Annotated in this window: 24 protein-coding genes; 11 read left to right on the plus strand and 13 right to left on the minus strand. The window is 65.3% G+C overall.

What is annotated here, in order from left to right; all coding sequences use genetic code 11:
* Window positions 1–349 (plus strand): 3-hydroxyacyl-CoA dehydrogenase family protein (locus tag VML93_RS02050; protein WP_325607153.1); only part of this gene is annotated, 349 nt, incomplete at its 5' end.
* 16 nt (window positions 350–365) lie between these two features.
* Entirely contained in the window at window positions 366–1,052 is a 687-nt protein-coding gene (locus VML93_RS02055; RefSeq protein WP_325607155.1) for a hypothetical protein, read from the plus strand.
* A gap of 2 nt (window positions 1,053–1,054) precedes the next feature.
* On the opposite strand, the gene VML93_RS02060 is transcribed toward VML93_RS02055, so the two are convergent.
* Window positions 1,055–1,192, minus strand: coding sequence for a hypothetical protein (locus tag VML93_RS02060; protein WP_325607158.1), 138 nt, complete (start codon window positions 1,190–1,192; stop codon window positions 1,055–1,057).
* Window positions 1,193–1,671: 479 nt separating this feature from the next.
* On the opposite strand from VML93_RS02060, the gene VML93_RS02065 reads away from it, so the two are divergent.
* Window positions 1,672–2,211 carry a hypothetical protein gene (locus VML93_RS02065; RefSeq protein ID WP_325607160.1) on the plus strand — a complete coding sequence of 180 codons (540 nt, stop codon included), beginning with the start codon at window positions 1,672–1,674 and terminating at the stop codon, window positions 2,209–2,211.
* Between the two features lie 57 nt (window positions 2,212–2,268).
* Window positions 2,269–2,427 (plus strand): hypothetical protein, encoded by a 159-nt coding sequence (locus VML93_RS02070; RefSeq protein ID WP_325607162.1) that lies wholly within the window; start codon window positions 2,269–2,271, stop codon window positions 2,425–2,427.
* Between the two features lie 96 nt (window positions 2,428–2,523).
* Here the strand turns inward: VML93_RS02070 and VML93_RS02075 are convergent, their stop codons facing one another.
* The 3 genes from VML93_RS02075 to VML93_RS02085 all read right to left on the minus strand — a co-directional run bounded on the left by VML93_RS02075 (window position 2,524) and on the right by VML93_RS02085 (window position 3,933).
* Window positions 2,524–2,913: a hypothetical protein gene (locus VML93_RS02075; protein ID WP_325607164.1), complete on the minus strand. Its 390-nt coding sequence runs from the start codon at window positions 2,911–2,913 to the stop codon at window positions 2,524–2,526.
* A 406-nt stretch (window positions 2,914–3,319) separates the two neighbouring features.
* A complete protein-coding gene (locus VML93_RS02080; RefSeq protein ID WP_325607166.1) occupies window positions 3,320–3,709 on the minus strand; it encodes a hypothetical protein in 390 nt (129 codons plus the stop codon).
* Window positions 3,710–3,738: 29 nt separating this feature from the next.
* Window positions 3,739–3,933, minus strand: coding sequence for a hypothetical protein (locus VML93_RS02085; RefSeq protein WP_325607168.1), 195 nt, complete (start codon window positions 3,931–3,933; stop codon window positions 3,739–3,741).
* Window positions 3,934–3,968: 35 nt separating this feature from the next.
* Here VML93_RS02085 and VML93_RS02090 point away from each other — a divergent pair, with 35 nt between their 5' ends.
* Window positions 3,969–4,310: an SCP2 sterol-binding domain-containing protein gene (locus VML93_RS02090; RefSeq protein ID WP_325607170.1), complete on the plus strand. Its 342-nt coding sequence runs from the start codon at window positions 3,969–3,971 to the stop codon at window positions 4,308–4,310.
* On the opposite strand, the gene VML93_RS02095 is transcribed toward VML93_RS02090, so the two are convergent.
* The gene (locus VML93_RS02095) at window positions 4,307–4,660 is read right to left on the minus strand and encodes a VOC family protein (protein WP_325607172.1); all 354 of its coding nucleotides are present in this window, start codon (window positions 4,658–4,660) and stop codon (window positions 4,307–4,309) included. The two genes, VML93_RS02090 and VML93_RS02095, sit on opposite strands and share 4 nt — an antisense overlap.
* Before the next feature lie 18 nt (window positions 4,661–4,678).
* Between VML93_RS02095 and VML93_RS02100 the strand changes: the two genes are divergently transcribed.
* On the plus strand, window positions 4,679–5,605 hold the full coding sequence (locus VML93_RS02100; RefSeq protein WP_325607174.1) for an alpha/beta hydrolase: 927 nt from the start codon (window positions 4,679–4,681) through the stop codon (window positions 5,603–5,605).
* A 25-nt stretch (window positions 5,606–5,630) separates the two neighbouring features.
* Here VML93_RS02100 and VML93_RS02105 read toward each other — a convergent pair whose 3' ends face one another.
* A complete protein-coding gene (locus VML93_RS02105; protein ID WP_325607176.1) occupies window positions 5,631–6,266 on the minus strand; it encodes an HD domain-containing protein in 636 nt (211 codons plus the stop codon).
* A gap of 107 nt (window positions 6,267–6,373) precedes the next feature.
* Complete coding sequence (locus VML93_RS02110; protein WP_325607178.1) at window positions 6,374–7,096, minus strand: hypothetical protein; 723 nt, start codon at window positions 7,094–7,096, stop codon at window positions 6,374–6,376.
* A 127-nt stretch (window positions 7,097–7,223) separates the two neighbouring features.
* On the opposite strand from VML93_RS02110, the gene VML93_RS02115 reads away from it, so the two are divergent.
* The 4 genes from VML93_RS02115 (at window position 7,224) to VML93_RS02130 (ending at window position 10,669) form a co-directional block, all read left to right on the plus strand.
* The gene (locus tag VML93_RS02115) at window positions 7,224–7,667 is read left to right on the plus strand and encodes a DoxX family protein (protein WP_325607180.1); all 444 of its coding nucleotides are present in this window, start codon (window positions 7,224–7,226) and stop codon (window positions 7,665–7,667) included.
* Between the two features lie 25 nt (window positions 7,668–7,692).
* The gene (locus tag VML93_RS02120) at window positions 7,693–8,493 is read left to right on the plus strand and encodes an SDR family NAD(P)-dependent oxidoreductase (RefSeq protein WP_325607182.1); all 801 of its coding nucleotides are present in this window, start codon (window positions 7,693–7,695) and stop codon (window positions 8,491–8,493) included.
* 10 nt (window positions 8,494–8,503) lie between these two features.
* Window positions 8,504–9,481 carry a phosphotransferase family protein gene (locus VML93_RS02125; RefSeq protein ID WP_325607184.1) on the plus strand — a complete coding sequence of 326 codons (978 nt, stop codon included), beginning with the start codon at window positions 8,504–8,506 and terminating at the stop codon, window positions 9,479–9,481.
* 501 nt (window positions 9,482–9,982) lie between these two features.
* Window positions 9,983–10,669 (plus strand): MspA family porin, encoded by a 687-nt coding sequence (locus VML93_RS02130; protein WP_325607202.1) that lies wholly within the window; start codon window positions 9,983–9,985, stop codon window positions 10,667–10,669.
* Here the strand turns inward: VML93_RS02130 and VML93_RS02135 are convergent.
* From VML93_RS02135 to ppk2, 6 genes are all read right to left on the minus strand, one after another.
* On the minus strand, window positions 10,642–11,502 hold the full coding sequence (locus VML93_RS02135; protein WP_325607186.1) for a sterol desaturase family protein: 861 nt from the start codon (window positions 11,500–11,502) through the stop codon (window positions 10,642–10,644). The genes VML93_RS02130 and VML93_RS02135 overlap by 28 nt on opposite strands.
* Before the next feature lie 94 nt (window positions 11,503–11,596).
* Window positions 11,597–12,892 carry an acyl-CoA dehydrogenase family protein gene (locus VML93_RS02140; protein ID WP_325607188.1) on the minus strand — a complete coding sequence of 432 codons (1,296 nt, stop codon included), beginning with the start codon at window positions 12,890–12,892 and terminating at the stop codon, window positions 11,597–11,599.
* Between the two features lie 18 nt (window positions 12,893–12,910).
* Entirely contained in the window at window positions 12,911–14,050 is a 1,140-nt protein-coding gene (locus VML93_RS02145; protein ID WP_325607190.1) for a CaiB/BaiF CoA-transferase family protein, read from the minus strand.
* Window positions 14,047–14,835, minus strand: coding sequence for an enoyl-CoA hydratase/isomerase family protein (locus VML93_RS02150; RefSeq protein WP_325607192.1), 789 nt, complete (start codon window positions 14,833–14,835; stop codon window positions 14,047–14,049). The genes VML93_RS02145 and VML93_RS02150 overlap by 4 nt, the downstream gene beginning before the upstream one ends.
* 34 nt (window positions 14,836–14,869) lie before the next feature.
* Window positions 14,870–15,712, minus strand: coding sequence for an oxidoreductase (locus VML93_RS02155; RefSeq protein WP_325607194.1), 843 nt, complete (start codon window positions 15,710–15,712; stop codon window positions 14,870–14,872).
* A gap of 87 nt (window positions 15,713–15,799) precedes the next feature.
* Entirely contained in the window at window positions 15,800–16,678 is an 879-nt protein-coding gene (ppk2, locus tag VML93_RS02160) for a polyphosphate kinase 2 (RefSeq protein ID WP_325607196.1), read from the minus strand.
* A 162-nt stretch (window positions 16,679–16,840) separates the two neighbouring features.
* Here ppk2 and VML93_RS02165 point away from each other — a divergent pair.
* Window positions 16,841–17,167 (plus strand): adenylate/guanylate cyclase domain-containing protein (locus VML93_RS02165; protein WP_325607200.1); only part of this gene is annotated, 327 nt, incomplete at its 3' end.

Here is a 17,167-nt window from a genome sequence, read left to right on the forward strand (position 1 = left end):
GTTCGAAGCACGCAAGCAAAGCACCGGATTCATCTTCAACCGGGTCTGGGCCGCGGTCAAACGCGAATCCCTCGAAGTCGTCGCCGAAGGCGTGTCCACACCCCAAGAAGTCGACCGGATGTTCCAAATCAACACCGGCTCCGCGGCCGGCCCCTTCCGGATGATGGACCAAGTCGGCCTCGACGTCGTGCTCGACATCGAAGAACACTACTGCGCCGAACACCCCGAATACCCCGAAGGACCCCGCCGCCTACTGCGCGACTACGTCCAGCAAGGCCGACTGGGAGCCAAGACCGGTGCCGGCTTCTACGACGACTACCCGCAACCGGCCCAGCCGGTCACGGCTTGACAGTTGGAGTGCTGCCGTGACTACTGCGCAGGGCACGCCAGGCGGCGTGAATCAAGTGTCGGTGTGGTTTCAGGAAATTCAAGCGACGTCAGCGATCGCCACCACTGTTGGCGTGCTCATCGCGCTGTATGTCGCCGTTATCCGGGAGCCCAGGAAGGCGGCCGCGGAACGCAGAAACCACAAGGCTCGGCTGGAGGCACTCGAGCGCGCCGCGCGGGAACGCATTGCGGCTCAGGCACGCAAGGTGGTTCCCTCCTCGGTGCGAACGCCGATGTTTGGTGACTCGTGGTGGACGGTCAGGATCGACAATTTGAGCAACGCGGTCGCCAGGATCCTCAACGTCGACGTTGCAGCCGTAGATGCCAATGGAATTGAAGTGCCCGGCGGCTGCACGCAAGCCAACAACACGTTGCCGGTTGATCAGGCTTTCGATCGGTCCGTCCTGGCGGCGCTATCGGGATCGCTGCGGAATCGCAGGCTACCGCAGTCGGTCGAACAAGCGTTGCGGGACGCCCTGGTCGGTCACTTCGTCACCGATTGGCGAGGCACCCTGCCGCCGAGTCAACACAGCGTCATGGCGTACACAACCACGAGCCCCGATTACACGCTGCGCGTCACCGTCGATTACGAAGACGAAGCCGGCTATCAATGGCGGCGCATCGACAGCAGGCAACCGCGGCGGCTGGGCCTGGAAGCCGGATAACTCTAGCCCGGGATCTGGTACGCGCACCGACCTGGCGAGTGCTCGGTGAGCGGAACGGGCTTGCCGTCAACCAGGATTTTGCAGTCGTGGGTGCCGCTGTGGTCGGTCCAGTTCAACGCCAGGTATGGGCTTCCGGTCACCTGGACTGTTTGTGACCACGGCAGCGGAACCCAGGTGCTGGTGTTCGCCGGGTCGGCGACGACCGTGGGTAATACAACCTGAGGCGCGATCGGCGCAGCTAATGCCGCCGCGGCCAGCAAACCGGAAAGTGCCTTGGGTCGCGGGCCGACATTCGTGATTGGTTAGGTCATTGTCAACTGCTTCTCGTTCGGCTTAAGGGACGGCCGACCGGTTTGTCATCGCGGTGGTTCGGTTTGACGTCACATAGCAAACCGAAACATGGAAACCGTCCAGCGGTGTCGCGGCGTGCTCCGGCGACGCCACCGGCGATGGCAACTAGACGGTGAGAGGAAAGGGAGACTTCCCATAGTTACCCGCACTTGGTTGCTGGGATTCCAGTGCAAGTTTATGGGTCAGAATTGAGATTCATAGGAATAAAATATGATTTCAACTGGAAGGTGTATCGCAGTCTGAAGCACGAAGTAGATACTTTTGGTGTTTGAAGAAGATTGCGATCGGCAATCCCCGGTCATCGGCACCAGGCAAAGGGGAGGACATGGGCTATTCGCGCATTTCTGCTGAACGCGATCTGAAGTACGCACGGATTGGGTCAGTGGCAGCGGTCGCCGCCATCATTTTGGCCGGTTGCGGCGGGGGAAGCCATTCGGGGTCGGGCACGTCGTCCGGGTCAGGTGCGTCGGCACCGCCGACATCGGCGGCGGCCTTCGACCTGGGCCACATCCAGACTGCCGCAGCGCATCAGATCGAGGCGGACCACCAGGGGAAGCTGCTTCAAGGTCAAACTCGGGTTATGTGTCCGGCCGGTGCCAGGGTCGAACCGAAGGCTGGCACGAAGTTCGACTGCAGCATCAACGCCATGCCCACCAGGGGCGCTGATAGCTTCACCGGGAACGCCACCGTGGTGCTCAATGACGCTGCGGGCAAGCAGTTCTCGCTCGACTACAAAATGTCGAACATGCCTCTGCCGGGTCAGGGCCCCAAACTGACGCTCTCGGGCACCGACTCGTCGGTGGGCTGACCTGAACCAGGCAGCCCGACTGCGCGGCCCACTATTAGCAGATATGCCGCTGCAGATATGGCCGGCTATCACATCGGGGCATCGGCGCCGCAGGCGTTGCCGCGTCTGCACTTTGGCCTTGGCAACATCGGCAACCACGACATCGGCATCGGACTGAACGGCGACACCAACATCACGTTGCCGGTAGACCGTCACTTCGTCACCGATTGGCGATGACACCGTCGTGGCGCACCCACGAACCACGAATACCCGCTGCGCATCACCATCGATTACGAAGACGAAGCCGGCCTATCGCCGCCAGCGCGTCGCGCTTTACCCCGGGATCTGGTAGGCGCACCGACCTGGCGAGTGCTCGGTGAGCGGAACGGGCTTGCCGTCGACCAGGATTTTGCAGTCGTGGGTGCCGCTGTGGTCGGTCCAGTTCAACGCCAGGTATGGGCTTCCGGTCACCTGGACTGTTTGCGACCACGGCAGCGGAACCCAGGTGTTGGTGTTCGCCGGGTACACCGGAGTACCGGGGTCGGGGATGATGGAAAACGCGTCGCCGTGGCCGGTGATCTGGAAGGTGACGCTGTGAGTGGGGTCGGCCGCGGCCATGGGTGACAGGGCCAGCGGCGCGGCGGCCGCGACTATCGCAGCCGCTGCCAGCAGAGCCGGTAGCCGGCCCGCGCCGAGGGCAAGATGTGCGACTGGGTTGTTCATTGTGAACTCCTCTTCCTGCGGTGAGAGCCGCTGACGAGCGGATTTGTCATCGCAGGGTTTGACGTTACAGAGCAAACCAAAACATCGGAATAACTCGGCAGTGCCCGAACGTAGCGGAGCCGCGCTGCCCGCTCTCCGTAGTTAGCGTCCAGGCGGCCCGGCGACCGCCGCGGTGCCCGGCGCCGGAACGGTCCGAAGAGGATTGTCGTTAGTCGCGGATTCGCCTGGGAGGCAAAGAAGTTAGACTCTGTATCGATTGTCGGCCGGCCCCGCCGCTGTCCCGCCTCCGGGACCCGGCGCGACCCGGCGCGGCTAACGCCACCGCCCCGCAGAGGCGGCGCTGGTCGATTTGCCCTGCGGTCAGGCGCCGGGCCGATTGACGATCGGCGCCGCAACCACCGCGAAATCAGTCGGGCCACCCGGCGTGCCACGAGTCGCCCGCCGGGTGGTAGTTGCCGATCTGGTAGACGACGTGACGGTCGCGTGCGTCGACATGCAGCAGCCAGCCGTAAAAGCAGCGCTCGTCCGAGCACGGCACGGACCCGTCATGCCGATGGAGTTCGCTCGACGTTTCGTCGTCCGGAGCCTGCAGGCGCAGTTCGGGGTACAGCTCCCATCCGGCGAGCACGTTGACCAGCAGGGTGTGGGTGAATTCGACATGCGGATCAGCCCGGCGGACCGTTGCCCACAACTCGTCGCCGGCGCGTTCGTGGCGTAGCACGAGCAGGCCGGGTGGGTCGGCGCTGATCGCCGTCAGCAGGTCGGTGTAGGGGCTGACGGGCTGGCTATCAGCCATTAGGCCACGATAGGCCCCGCCACCGATCGTTACGCCGCGCCGGGCATGCGAGACCAGGCGGTGATCATCTGCGGCATCATGACCACCGCGCCTGCCGCGGCGGCTTCCTCCCGCCATAGGGACAGCAACGCGTCGGGGTCGGCGAGGTCCTCGGTGACCAGGCCAAGCCGTTCGGCGACGGGAAGGACCAGCCACCAGGTCTCGATCGCGGTAAGCGAAGACATCCAGGTTGTCGGCTCCGCCCAACGGCGCGGCGAGCTTGAGGCGCGCATCCCGATCGCCACTCAACGGCTTCCTTGTCGGCGTGCTGCTGGGCTTCCACTCCGTCGGCGCCGAAGGCGTAGAGGCAACCTATCGCGCCCAGATCGACGGCCGCAGTTTCGATTTCGCCGTCACCGGCGGGCGGCTCGGCGCGGCGCGGCACGAACCCGACGCGACCTTGACCGCGTCGGCATCCGACTTGGTGACCGCGCGGCTGGGCAGCACAGCGACACAACGTCTTACCGCGCTGCGCCGGTTGCACTTTGCCGGCGAGCCCGACGACGTCGAGACAATGCGAACGGTCTTGCGGCTGGCGAATGCCAAAGCCTCGGTCGGCTAGCCCGGGCGGATGGGCGTGGCTATTTGGTACACGTTGCCGTACGCGTCTTTCACCATCGCCCTGCGGTCGCCGTAGAACTGGTCGCTCGGCGTCTCGATGACTTCGGCGCCGGCGGCAAGGGCGCGCTGATAGGTGGCGTCGGCGTCGTCGACGTAGATGTAGAGGAACGCCGGGAAATGTTCGCGTTCGCCCAGCGAGGAGATCATCAGGCTGGAGTCTCCGATGACCAGCTCGGTCGGCCGGTCGACCAGCACCTCGCCCTCGGCGCCGAAGGTCGACTTCAAGAACGACGCACAGCCTGGCACGTCGTTGACGACGATCCGCGGGGTTATCGACCTTTTCGGAGCCACGAAACCTATTCTCGCCCCATGACTTCTTCGGCACACGAGCGGTCACCGATGCGCTTTGACGTCAGCGAGGTGGTCGGAGAGGACGCTTGGCTCGCGGCGACGTATTACCCGGCGCGGAGCGCGGCCGCCGTGCTGGTCTGCCTGCCCGGGGGCACCTATAGCCGCGACTACTTCGATCTCGTCGTTGCCGGGCGGCACGGGTACAGCTTCGCCGAGTTCGCCGCAGAGCACGGCTATGCCGTCCTGACGATCGACCCGCTGGGCACTGGCGAGAGCGCCAAACCGGTGCGCGACTTCGACTTCACCGACATCGCGCTCACCCTCGCGCAGGCGGTCGCCACGCTGCCGAGCGTGACCGGCGACCGGCTGCCTGCGGTGGCCGTCGCGCATTCGTTGGGCGGGTATCTGGCGATCACCCAGCAAGCGCTGTTTTCCAGCTACACCGCGCTGGCGATCCTGGGCTGTACCAATCAACACGTCGCACCGCTGAACCTGGATCCGGCGTTCATCGCCCGTGCCGCGACATCGCAGGGCCGTGCCGCGCTCGCCGCCGAAATCCTGGCCGCGCTGCCACAGTCCTATTTCGAGGGCCCACGCGAGCACCTGCAGAGCTGGTTTCACCTTCCCGATGTCCCCGCCGATGTCGTCGAAACTGACTTGGGCACAACGAAATCGGTGGTGCCGCGGGTGTTCGGTACCGCCATGATTCCCGGTGTGGTCGCCGAGCACGCCGCACACATCGACGTTCCGGTGCTGATCGGCTACGGCGCCGTGGACGTTTCACCCGAGCCGCGCGCCGAAGCCCGCCTGTATCCCAGCAGCCCCGATGTCACCACGGTCGTGCTGGCCGGCAGCGCGCACTGCCACAACATGTCGTCGAGCCGGCACCAGCTGTGGCGGCGCCTGCTCGCCTGGACGGCGACCGTCGTGGGCGACCAGTGTTAGCGACGGAAACCCATGGGGGACGGAACTATTCGCCCCAGCGGCTGTGGGAAGCAGCGAGTTCCAACATGGTGATGCCGTTGGCCTCGCGTTCGCGCAGGATGTCGCCTGGCATCGAGTAAGGGGGCGCCGCTTCCGGGCTGCGCTGTGCGTGCGTCACGATCGCGTCCATCAGCGCGCGCGCCATGGACAGTCGCGGGTAGCGCGCGTGGATCGCCGCGGCGGTCTGCTCGTCGACGAAGTCGGCGTTACGCCCGAAATCCAGGCCGACACCTCCGTTGACCAGATAGCACAGCGGGCCGCGCCGTCCGACGATGCCGAAGGAGGTGTGCAGGGCGATGGCCTCCCACACCGCGTCCACCACCGCGCGTTCGCAGCCGTGCTGGGTAAGCAGCGACGCCGCCAGGTCAGCGCCCTCGACTTCGAAACGCTGTTTGCCGGGCGCCGCGGTGCCAGCGCCGAGATCGTGGAGCACGCAGCCCAAAAACAAAGCCTCGCTGTCGTAGTCAGCGCCGGGCCGGATGCCTTCGTGTCTGGCGAGTAACTCGCCGAACAAGTAGCTCCGCACGCTGTGGTTGAACACCGACGGCGACTCGGTGGACTGGGACAACGCGATCGCGGCGCGCGCGACCGCGGTCTCTGGGAGGTCTGGAATCAGCTTCATGCCACCACGGTAGGAGCCGGCGACCCGGAACTGGCAGTGGCGAAAACGACACACATCCCACGATTTGAGCCATGACTATGGGCGCGTCGAAGGTGGGGGAGGCAACGCTAGTCGGTGGCGGTCATTTGATTGCCGCTGGTCGCCCACGACCGGGCGAAGACGTCGATGGCTACCTGCTCGTCTCGGCCTCCGTCGCTACCGCTGTCGTTGAGGTGCACGAGGCCGGCCGACGTGTCGATGCCGGTCACCACCACGGCGTGGTTGGCGTCCGGCCTGCCGCTTGAGCCTTTGCCCTTGACCGACCTGCCCCAGATGAGTTCGGCGTTGAGCCCGACGATCACCTTGCGGCCCTTGGCCAAATCTTGCTCGAGCACGTCCATAGCCGTGAGGGCACCGCCCTTTGGGCCGTCGTTCTGGTAGGAGCTCACGGCGTGGATACCGTAGTGCGCGAGCAACACCGGTTCATCGGCAAAAGAGGTGCCCTCATCCGCTTTGTGTTTCTCCGGCTTGGTGTAGATCGGTCCCTTGTGGACAGTGCTGGGAGTCGATGCGGCCACCGCAACGATGGCCTCTTCGGTCGGCTGGTCACCCGTCAGTTCACCGACCACGTCGGCGACCGCCATCAGTACGCAGTCGTCGTCAAGCTCCTGGTGACGCCAGAACCGGCCGGCCGCCGCGGGATCGCCGTATAGCGTGCCCGTGCTGCTCGGCGGGTCGGGCCGGTAGGGATTGGCCTGGGCGGTGCCGATCGCCGGGCCGAGCGCGATCGCACCGGCCAGCACCGCGAGACGGGCGGTCCGCGCCGCGGTCCCGATGCCGGTGCTGATCATGCTGTGTCCCCCGAGCCGCCTGGCCAGAGCCTTGCGGTCTACGCGCAATAAAGTCAGGGAGAGTTTACGAAGACGCAGCCAATGCCCGCGGCGAATTTGGAAATATCGTGACCCGTAACGTGGTGTGGTGATGAAGAACCTCAACCCACGCCTTGCCCGCTATGCGCCGGCCGTGCTGAGCCTGTTCCGGTTCGTCTTCGGCCTACTGTTCGCCATGGAGGGCTCGAACACGTTGTTCGGCTGGCCCGTACCGCTTTCACATGCCGTCCAGGTCGGAGACTGGCCCGGGTGGTACGCCGGGCTGATCGAGTTGGTCACGGGGCTGCTGATCGCGGCCGGGTTGTTCACCCGGCCTGCGGCGTTCATTGCGTCGGGAGAAATGGCGGTCGCCTACTTCTGGATTCATCAACCAAAGGCACTGTGGCCGGTCGGTGAGCCACCCGGGGGAAATGGTGGGTTACCGGCGATACTCTTCTGCTTCGGGTTCTTCCTGCTGGTCTTCATGGGCGCCGGGAGCTACTCGGTCGAAGGGGCGCGTGCCCGAAGAGGCTCGCCGGGCCGCCGTATTTAGTCCGCGGACCGCAGGAGGTCGACAGATGAGCGCAGACCAACGCTGTGCCGGGAAGGTGGCTCTGGTCACCGGAAGCAGCCGGGGGTTGGGCAAGGCGATCGCGGCGCGGCTGGCCGCACAGGGGGCCACGGTGGCGCTGACCGCTCGCACGATGGACCCTGACCCCAAGTACCAGGGATCGTTGCGTCAAACTCTCGACGAGATCACCGCCGCCGGCGGCCGGGCCGTCGCGATCCAGGCGGATCTATCCAAAGCCGATGAGCGCGAACGGCTTTACGCTGAGGTGGCGAGTTCGGTCGGCGCCCCTGACATCTTGGTCAACAACGCCGCGGTGACATTCCTGCGGGCCCTTGACGGATTCCCGGACCGCCGGGTCCGGCTCATGATGGAGATGCATGTCTTCGGGCCGCTGCATTTGAGCCAGTTGGCAATTCCGGCGATGCGCGAACGCGGTCGGGGCTGGATTCTGAACGTGACCTCGGTGGGCGGCGACCTGCCGCCCGGACCGCCGTTCTCCGACTTCGACCGGACCGCGGGCTTCGGCATTTACGGAACGGCCAAGGCCGCGCTCAATCGGCTGACGAAAAGCCTTGCCGCCGAACTCTACGACGATGGCATCGTCGTTAATGCCGCCGCGCCGTCCAACCCGGTGGCGACCCCCGGGGCCGGGACCCTGGACCTGGCCAAGACCGACACCGAGGACATCGAGCTGATCACCGAGACCGCGTTGCGGCTGTGCACGGGCGATCCGGAGACGATGACCGGGCGCATCGCGCACACGCAGCCTTTCCTGGCCGAGGTCGGCTGGTCCGCGCCGGCCCGCTGACTGGTCGAGCATGATTGAGATCGACGTCGACGTGCTGCGAGAGCGGCTCGGCGGCGCCGGGGTCGCCGATGTGACCGCACTGGCAGGTGGTGCTTCCAGCCTCACCTTTCGCGGCGTGCGGGACGGTCGGGAAGTGGTGATCAAGGTTGCCCCGCCCGGCGTCGAACCGGTCGCGCACCGCGACGTGCTGCGTCAGGCCCGCGTTATGAAAGCGCTTGCCGGGACTGGGGTTCCGGTTCCCCAGGTACTGTGGCAGGACTCGGGGCAACCTCCCGATGTTCCGCCCCTGTTCGTGATGTCCCGTGTCGAAGGGGACTGCGTGGAGCCACTATTCGACGGTTGCGCCGCTGTGGTCACGCTGCCCGACCGCTACCGCAACGCGTGCCGGGTGATGGCCACCCTGCACAGTTTGTCGCCGGCCGGCCTCGGCCTGGGCGAGGAACCGGTGATCGATCCCGTCGCAGAAGTCCATCGGTGGTGTGCCACGTTGCAGACCGTCGACGCCGCGCTGGTACCCGACTGGCGGGGTGTGCGCGATGCGCTGCTGCGTTGCGCGCCAACGGCGATTGGCCCCAGTGTCGTGCACGGTGACTTCCGGCTAGGCAACCTGCTGGCGGTCGGAGACCGGATCGACGCGGTAATCGATTGGGAGATCTGGTCGATCGGTGACCCGCGTATCGATGCGGGCTGGTTTCTGATCAACTGCGACCCGGCCACCTACCGGCGTGTTCCCGCTGCCGCCGGCGTCGCACCGCCGACGGCCGAAATAGCCCGGATCTATCGGGCGGGGCTGGGCCCAGAAATCGATGAACTCGGTGAAATCGGCGACTTGTCCTGGTTTGTCGCGCTGGCGTGTTTCAAGTCGGCGGCCACCTGGGCGTTGATCGTCAAGCACAACCGGCGAAGGCGGTCACCGCGAGCCGAATTGGAGGCGATGGCCGACGTGCTGCCGAGGTTGCTGGCGCGCGCCCGGTCGATGCTGAATTAGGCGCCGGTTACCGGCAACGGGCCCACAGATTTTGGCACTGCATACCTTTGCCACCAAGGCTGCGTCGTGGGCCGTCGCGATCGCGCGGGTCTGTATAAAACGCCGGAATTTGCTGAAGTATCTCATTCGTGATCCCGGGCGGCTGCGGCAAAAACGGCTCTGGGTCAGCCTGGGCTACGGGCGCGCCGAACACGAGAGCCATAATGCCAATCGCGCCGACCAGCACCGCGTGAGCGAACGCATGACGTTTCATCGCCGCCCTCTCTGTCGTCTGGCCTCAGAATCCCCAAGGCTGGCCGGTAAGCCACCAGTCTAACCCCCCGGCGAGCCGACAGGAGCATAATTTCTGGCCACACCCACCAGTCGGGAGCCGGCTAACAAAGCGTTGCGCGCGCAGGTCGCGTACCAGTCACGAACAGACAACAACTTTGCTGGCCCCGCTGGCAAATGCAGTACCGCGCATCCGACCTGCGTACGGTGACGCCCGTGAGGCCCATAGCCGTGCTGGTGCGCCGCGCTGCGCATCTCGCAGTTTGCCTCGTCATATCGGTGACGGCGGCGCCCATCGCAGGCGGTGACCCCAACCCGCCACCGCCGCCTGATGCCGCCCCGCCACCCGAGGGATTTGTGCCCTCGAATCCGCCAGCAACCCTCACCACGCCTGATGGCTGGACCCTGGCGCTGGGCGCCAAGGACGAGAAGCAAGTTCCCGTGCCGCCGCTGACCACGGCGATCTCGTCTCGTGAATACCTCTCCAGCGGGATATACGTTGCTTCGCTGGCCGGACCGCAGCCGGGCCAGGGAGAGTTCGAGGTGGGCTACGAGATCGGGTGTGGAATCGACATGAGCACGTCCAACGGCGTCACGATGTCGGGTGCCAGCGGCATCACCCCGTCTCTCGGCACGACGGCGTTGCTTCCCGGTGCGACAACGGGTCTGCTGCCGCTGATTTCCGTCCCGGTCAACGGCGTGCTCAGCGTGGGTCTCAAGCCCGGGCTCGTAATCGTCGTGCCGGTGGTCGAGAAGGAGTTCAGAAGCTCGAATCCCTGGGTGATGATCAGCAACTTCCACGTCAAGATCGACGGATGCGTGGGGCAATCGTTCATCCGCTCCTATGCCACGCTCACCCGGAAGACGGACCAGTCCGACGTGGTGCTGTCCTACGTCGGCACCACCAAAGCCGTGTGACGGACTGCCCGCGCTACGCTTTCCTCCTCCCGGAAGGGCCTGCCGCGCCGAAACATCGGGTTCAGCGTCAGCGCAGCCGCCGAGTAGTCGCCGTGGTCGTCGAGGCCGTTGGAGAAGCCCTCGGGTCGCGTCATCGTCGAGTACGTCCCGAAGAGGTAGTCCCAGATCGACAGTACAAACCCGTAGTTGGAGTCGGTGTATTCGATCTTGCGTCCGTGGTGGATGTCGTGGAACGCCGGAGTGGCGAACACGAGGCCGCCGAAGCGCTGCAGCCGCTGCCCGACCCGCACATTGATGTGTAAATACAGGACGAAGAAGAACGTCAACGTCTGCCAAATGAGCACTGAGTGCAACGGTATCGCGAATATCAGCACTGCCGCGGCGCTCACCCAGGCCAGGATCACGTGTTCGACGAAATGCGCGCGGCCGCCTGTTGTCACGTCCAGGTGCTGATCCAGGTGGTGGACCATGTGATATCTCCACAGGTACTTCGACCTGTGGAACACCCAGTGCATTGCGTACTGGCCGAAGTCGAAAATGATGAAATCGACGATCAGGAATGCGGGGCCGCTCATCCACGCCGGACGGTGCCAGAGGGAGATATGCGATGCGGCCAGCATGACGGGTGCGATCAGCAATGGGAGGGCCGCCAGGCGGTATATGCACCCGACGGTGATGTTCCGGCGTACCCGGAGCGCCAAGTGTTCTTTAGTCCGGTCGTAGCGAATTCGCGGAACGAGTGCTTCGACGGACAAGAAGACGACCCACAGAATGACAACGGTGACAAACTCCCAGCTTGTCACCGCTTTGACGAGGGAACCAATGAGGGGCAATGGCGGTCCTTTCAGTTGCGCTGTTGTTGAAGGACCTAGCGTGCGGATGCGGACTGGATGATTTCTTAGAAGATCCTTGGTGGCAGCGCGGGCGCTAGCCGCGCGGGATGCCGGCCAGCTGGTCGGCGAACTTCGCCTCCGCGGCCTCGCGCAGCCGCAAAAGATGTTCGGAGGGAAACAGATCGGGCGCAGCGGGGCGGTCCTTGAGCAACAGGCGGGCCAGCGTCACCTTGTGCACTTCGGTCGGACCGTCGGCCAGGCCCAGCACGAACGACTCCACCAGGTACTGCACGAAGGGCATCTCGTGCGTGGTACCCAACGATCCGTGCAGCTGCAGTGCCCGCGACGACACGTCGTGCAGCACCTTCTGCATCATCGCCTTCACCGCCGAGATGTCTGCCCGCACCGCCTTATAGTCGTTGAATTGGTCTATCTTCCAAGCTGTTTGAAGAGTCAGCAGCCGGAAGGCCTCGATCTCCATCCATGAGTCGGCCACCATCTCTTGGACGAGTTGCTTGTTGGCCAGCACCTCGTCCTGGGTGTAGCGCGACACCGCCCGCTCACAGATCATGTCGAAGATGCGCCGGACCAACCCGACCGTGCGCATGGCGTGGTGAATCCGCCCGCCGCCCAACCGGGTTTGGGCGACGACGAAGGCCCCACCGCGCGGGCCGAGCATGTGATCGTCGGGCACCCGGACGTTCTCGTAGCGCACATAGCCCTCGCGCCCACCGCCCACCGGTTGATATCCCAGCCCGACATCGCGCATCACGTTGATCCCCGGGGTGTCGCCCGGAACGACGAACATGGAGTAGCGCTGATAGGGCGGTGCGTCGGGGTCGGTCATGGCCATCACGATGATGAACGACGCCATCGAGGCGAACGACGAGAACCACTTCTCCCCGTTGATGATCCAGTGGTCGCCATCGGGCACGGCGGTGGTGCGGAACACCTTCGGATCGGCGCCGCCCTGCGGTTCGGTCATCGAGAAACACGACACGATGCGGTTGTCCAGCAACGGCTCGAGGTAGCGGGCCTTGAGCTCCGGTGTGCCGTAGTGCGCCAGGATTTCGCTATTGCCGGAATCCGGTGCCTGCGAGCCGAACACGATGGGCGCGCACTCCGAGCGGCCCAGAATCTCGTTGAGCAGCGCCAGTTTCACCTGTCCGTAGCCCGGCCCGCCCAGATGCGGCCCGAGATGGGTGGCCCACAAGCTGCGTTGTTTGACGATCTCCTGCAGTGGCGGGATCAGCGCTTGGCGTACCGGATCGTTGAGGTCGTGGGACTCCTTCACGATCAGGTCGATCGGCTCGCATTCGGCGCGCACGAAGTCTTCGACCCACTGGAGTTGTTGCGCCCACTGCGGGTCGGTGGAGAAATCCCACGACATCTGCGGTCCTTTCTCGTCTTAGGACTTGCTTTGCGCCACCACGCCCGCGCTCTCCAGCGCGGTGATGGTGTCCGCGTCGAATCCCAGTTCGCCGAGCAGTGCGTGCGTGTGATCGCCCGGCAGCGACGGGGAGGATGGCGCCTCGGGCGCGGTGCGCGAGAAGCGCGGGGCAGGCGCGGGCTGGGTAACGCCGTCCACGTCGATGAACGTTTGGCGTGCCGTCAGATGCGGATGCCGCGGCGCTTCGGACAGCGAAAGCACCGGTGTCACACAGCATCCCGGCGAATCAAGGACCGCCGCCCACTCGTCGCGCGACTTCTCGGCGAAACGCGCAGCCAGTGCCAGGCGATGCGACGCCCACGCGGCCGGCCGGTCGGCGTCCTGCGGCACGCTCACACCGAGGCGCTCGCACAGTTCGGCGTAGAACTTCGACTCCATCGCGCCCACCGCGACGTGGCGCCCATCGGCGGTGGCGTACACGCCATAGAAATGCGCGGCGCCGTCGAGCAGATTGTCCTCGCGGCGATCCCGCCAGGTGCGGGCGGCCAGCATCCCGAAGTAGGGCGCCAGCAGCGTGGCCACGCCGTCGACCATCGCGACGTCGACTACCTGACCCTCGCCCGACTCCCGCGCCTCGATGATCGCGCTGAGCAGTCCTACCGCCAGCAGCATGCCGCCGCCGCCGTAGTCACCGACCAGATTGAGCGGCGGCACCGGAGATTCGGCCGTGCCGATACCGTGCAACGCACCCGCCAGGGCCAGGTAGTTGATGTCATGACCGGCGTGCCCGGCCAGTGGTCCGTCCTGCCCGTAACCGGTCATGCGGGCGTAGACCAGACACGGATTGCGCTCGCGTAGCGCGTCGGGGCCGATGCCCAGCCGCTCGGCCACGCCGGGGCGGTACACGTCGACGAACGCATCGGCCTGCGCCGCCAACCGGTGCACGAGGTCCCGGCCGCGCGGATCCTTCACGTCGGCGGCCAGCGACCGTTGGCTGCGCCGCACCGCGTAGTCGATGGGCAACCCACCGTCCACACCCCCGACGGGATCGACGCGGACGACGTCTGCGTCCAAGTCTCCCAACAGCATTCCGCAAAACGGGGCCGGTCCCAGGCCACCCATCATGACGATGCGGATACCTTTCAGGGGACCGGTCATGAAGACCACTTTGTGCGGCGTGCCGCCGCGTCGTCGGTCGCGTGCGAGATGACCTGATTACGGTTCTCCAGCTCCAGCGCGGACGACAGGCTCGCCGCGTCGGTGTTGACCTGCAGGGCACGTTTGGTCAGCTGAGCGCCCAGCGGAGCGAGACCCGCGATCAGCGAGGCCAACTCCACCGCCCGGGCGATCAGTCGATCGGGTTCGACGATCTCGCTGACCAGACCGCGCCGATCGGCCTCTTCGGCCGATACGGTTCGGCCGGTGAGCATCCAGTCGGCGGCCACGCTGGTGCCGACGATCCGCGGCAGGTGGTAGCTCATGCCCATCTCGGCGCCCGACAGCCCGAGCAGGATGGCCCCGTTGCCGAAAGAGGCTGTCGTCGAGCAGATCCGGATGTCGGATGCCAGGCACAGGGCGAATCCCGCGCCGACGCAGGGGCCATTGACGGCTGCGATGACAGGCTGCGGTAGTTGACGGACGGCTTCGGCGAGTGCCGCCATCTTCTCCTGAAAGAGCATTCGGTCCAGCGCGGGTGCAGTGGCCTCCGGCACGCTGGGGCCGAAGTCGCGCATGTCGATCCCGGCGCAGAAGCCGCGACCCGCGCCGGTCAGGACGATGGCACGGGTGTCGCGGTCAGAGGCTAAATCGCTGAGGGCTCTTCGCAATTCAGTCTGCATGACTTCGTCGATGGCGTTGAGCCGTTGGGGTCGATTCAGCCGCACAACGACGACACCGTCGTGGGGTCGGTCGAGTGCCAGTGTCTCTAGGTCATCGGGGATCATCGTGACCGATCGTAGTGCGTCGCCTCGCGCCCGGTCACGAGTCCAGATTGGTACTGCTGGTGAGGTATTCCCAGGCTTCGATATGGGTCGCGCGGCTCTGCGCGATGTAGCGGTAGGCGGCCAGCGCGTCGGGCCCCAGCAGCAGGAAGGACGGCGGCTCACTTGATTCGACGGCCGCGATGATTGCGGCGGCGGCCTTGGCGGGGTCGCCGGCCTGGTTGCCGTGCATGGTGTCGTTCTCCTTGCGACGCTGCCCGGCGGTGGCCGCGTAGTCGTCGATCCTGGTCGGCGACTCGACGAGGGAGCGTCCGGCGAAGTCGGTCCGGAATGCGCCAGGCTCAACGATTGTCACCGAGATGCCCAGCGGTTGCAGCTCGCCGTGCAGGGCTCCACTGAGGCCTTCGACGGCGGCCTTCGCCGCCGCGTAGTAACCGGATCCCACCGGGGTCAGCTGCGCGCCAATCGAGGAGATGTTCACGATGGCGCCCTTCCGGCGAGCGCGCATGCCGGGCAGGACAGCCTTGATCATCGCGACGGTGCCGAAGAAGTGCGTCTCGAACAACAGGCGGACCTGCGCGTCGTCGCCTTCTTCGATCGCGCCGCGGTAGCCGTATCCCGCGTTGTTCACTAGGACGTCGACGCTGCCGAACTTTTCTTGGGCCTGCTGAACGGCGACGCTGACCTGCTCCGGGTTGGTGACGTCCAGGGCGACGGCGAGCACACGTTCGGGTGCGGCGTCGGCCAGGTCGGAGACTCGTGCGACGTCGCGTGCGGTGACCACTGCATGGTGGCCGGCGCCGATCACGGCTTCGGCCAGCGCGCGACCCAGTCCGGTCGAGCATCCGGTGATCAGCCAGGTAGACGTCGCGTCGGACATGAAGAAGTCTCCTTTGAAATCGATGCGTTGACTCGCCTCAGCATCTTACGAGTCAGTGAGATCTGTTGTAAGCCAGCGGCGCACCGCTCAGTCAGCCAATGCGCGGCCGACGATCTGCGGATCCGGTTCGCCCACCACCTCGTCGTCCTTGTCGGCGTAGTCGCATCTGGCGAGAACGTAGCGCAGCGCGTTGATGCGGGCTCGCTTCTTGTCGTTGCTTTTGACCACGGTCCACGGCGCGATCTCGGTGTCGGTCGCTTCGAACATGGCCTCCTTCGCCGCGGTGTAGTCGTCCCACTTGTTCACCGACTCCATATCCATCGGCGAGAACTTCCACTGCCGTACCGGGTCGACCAATCGGATGGCGAACCGAGTGCGCTGTTCGGCGGGGGAAATGGAGAACCACAGCTTGGTCAGGATTATCCCGTTGTCGACCAGCATCTGCTCGAAAGACGGTGCCTGCTCGATGAATTCGCAGTATTCATGGGGTGTGCAGAATCCCATCACTTTCTCCACGCCCGCGCGGTTGTACCACGAGCGGTCGAACAGCACGATCTCACCACCGGCCGGCAGATGGGTGATGTAGCGCTGGAAATACCACTGCGTCTTTTCCCGCTCGCTGGGCTTTTCCAGCGCTACGACCCGGGCGCTGCGTGGATTGAGGTGCTCCATGAACCGCTGGATGGTGCCCCCCTTGCCGGCAGCGTCGCGACCTTCGAACAAGATCACGTGCCGGGCGCCGGTGCGCTTGCTGTCCTTCTGCAGCTTCAGCAGCTCGATCTGCAGCCGCCGCTTCAACCGCTCGTACTCGTCGCGCGGCATCCGGTGATCGTAGGGATAACGTTCGCGCCACGTGTCGATAGGTTTGCCGTCCCGGTCGAGCAAAACCGGGTCGTCCTCGTCGTCGTCGTCCACCGTGTAACCGTGTTCGGTTGTCGAAAGGGATTCCAGATCTATTTCGCCCATCTCTCGACGCTATCGTGGGCGCGCCGACGACCCCGGTGACCTCGTGATCGGCCGAGCTGGCCCGGGAAAGGCGGCGGGGTCCTATGCTTGGTCTCGGCTTACTTCGACAGGGATGCCTACGATGCGTCAAGAGTTTGCCCGCGACGGCCGGGGGTGCTGCCGATGAAGTGCGGGTCGTGCGGCAACACCGAATTGCGCCCGACGGCGAAGTTCTGCGATGAGTGCGGCACGCCGACCATGCCGACCACGCCGGCCGACGAGGCGGCCGAGTACAAGCAGGTGACGGTCCTGTTCGCCGATGTCGTGCGCTCGATGGACATCGCGGCCGCGGTGGACCCGGAGCGGCTGCGCGACATCATGTCCGAGTTGCTAAGCCGTTCAAACGAAGTGGTGCGCCGGCACGGCGGCATTGTCGACAAGTTCACCGGCGACGGGGTGATGGCGCTGTTCGGTGCCCCGGTGGCGTTGGAGGACCACGCCGTGCGTGCG

The organism is Mycobacterium sp., assembly GCF_035499775.1.
In the GTDB taxonomy this organism is placed as follows: Bacteria; Actinomycetota; Actinomycetes; order Mycobacteriales; family Mycobacteriaceae; genus Mycobacterium.

Coding starts and splice junctions, on each gene's coding strand:
- VML93_RS02070 (WP_325607162.1), top strand. CDS start 2,269: ATGGCCGGCTATCACATCGGGGCATCGGCGCCGCAGGCGTTGCCGCGT.
- VML93_RS02075 (WP_325607164.1), bottom strand. CDS start 2,913: ATGAACAACCCAGTCGCACATCTTGCCCTCGGCGCGGGCCGGCTACCG.
- VML93_RS02080 (WP_325607166.1), bottom strand. CDS start 3,709: ATGGCTGATAGCCAGCCCGTCAGCCCCTACACCGACCTGCTGACGGCG.
- VML93_RS02085 (WP_325607168.1), bottom strand. CDS start 3,933: ATGTCTTCGCTTACCGCGATCGAGACCTGGTGGCTGGTCCTTCCCGTC.
- VML93_RS02100 (WP_325607174.1), top strand. CDS start 4,679: ATGACTTCTTCGGCACACGAGCGGTCACCGATGCGCTTTGACGTCAGC.
- VML93_RS02105 (WP_325607176.1), bottom strand. CDS start 6,266: ATGAAGCTGATTCCAGACCTCCCAGAGACCGCGGTCGCGCGCGCCGCG.
- VML93_RS02110 (WP_325607178.1), bottom strand. CDS start 7,096: ATGATCAGCACCGGCATCGGGACCGCGGCGCGGACCGCCCGTCTCGCG.
- VML93_RS02120 (WP_325607182.1), top strand. CDS start 7,693: ATGAGCGCAGACCAACGCTGTGCCGGGAAGGTGGCTCTGGTCACCGGA.
- VML93_RS02125 (WP_325607184.1), top strand. CDS start 8,504: ATGATTGAGATCGACGTCGACGTGCTGCGAGAGCGGCTCGGCGGCGCC.
- VML93_RS02140 (WP_325607188.1), bottom strand. CDS start 12,892: ATGTCGTGGGATTTCTCCACCGACCCGCAGTGGGCGCAACAACTCCAG.
- VML93_RS02145 (WP_325607190.1), bottom strand. CDS start 14,050: ATGACCGGTCCCCTGAAAGGTATCCGCATCGTCATGATGGGTGGCCTG.
- VML93_RS02150 (WP_325607192.1), bottom strand. CDS start 14,835: ATGATCCCCGATGACCTAGAGACACTGGCACTCGACCGACCCCACGAC.
- VML93_RS02155 (WP_325607194.1), bottom strand. CDS start 15,712: ATGTCCGACGCGACGTCTACCTGGCTGATCACCGGATGCTCGACCGGA.
- ppk2 (WP_325607196.1), bottom strand. CDS start 16,678: ATGGGCGAAATAGATCTGGAATCCCTTTCGACAACCGAACACGGTTAC.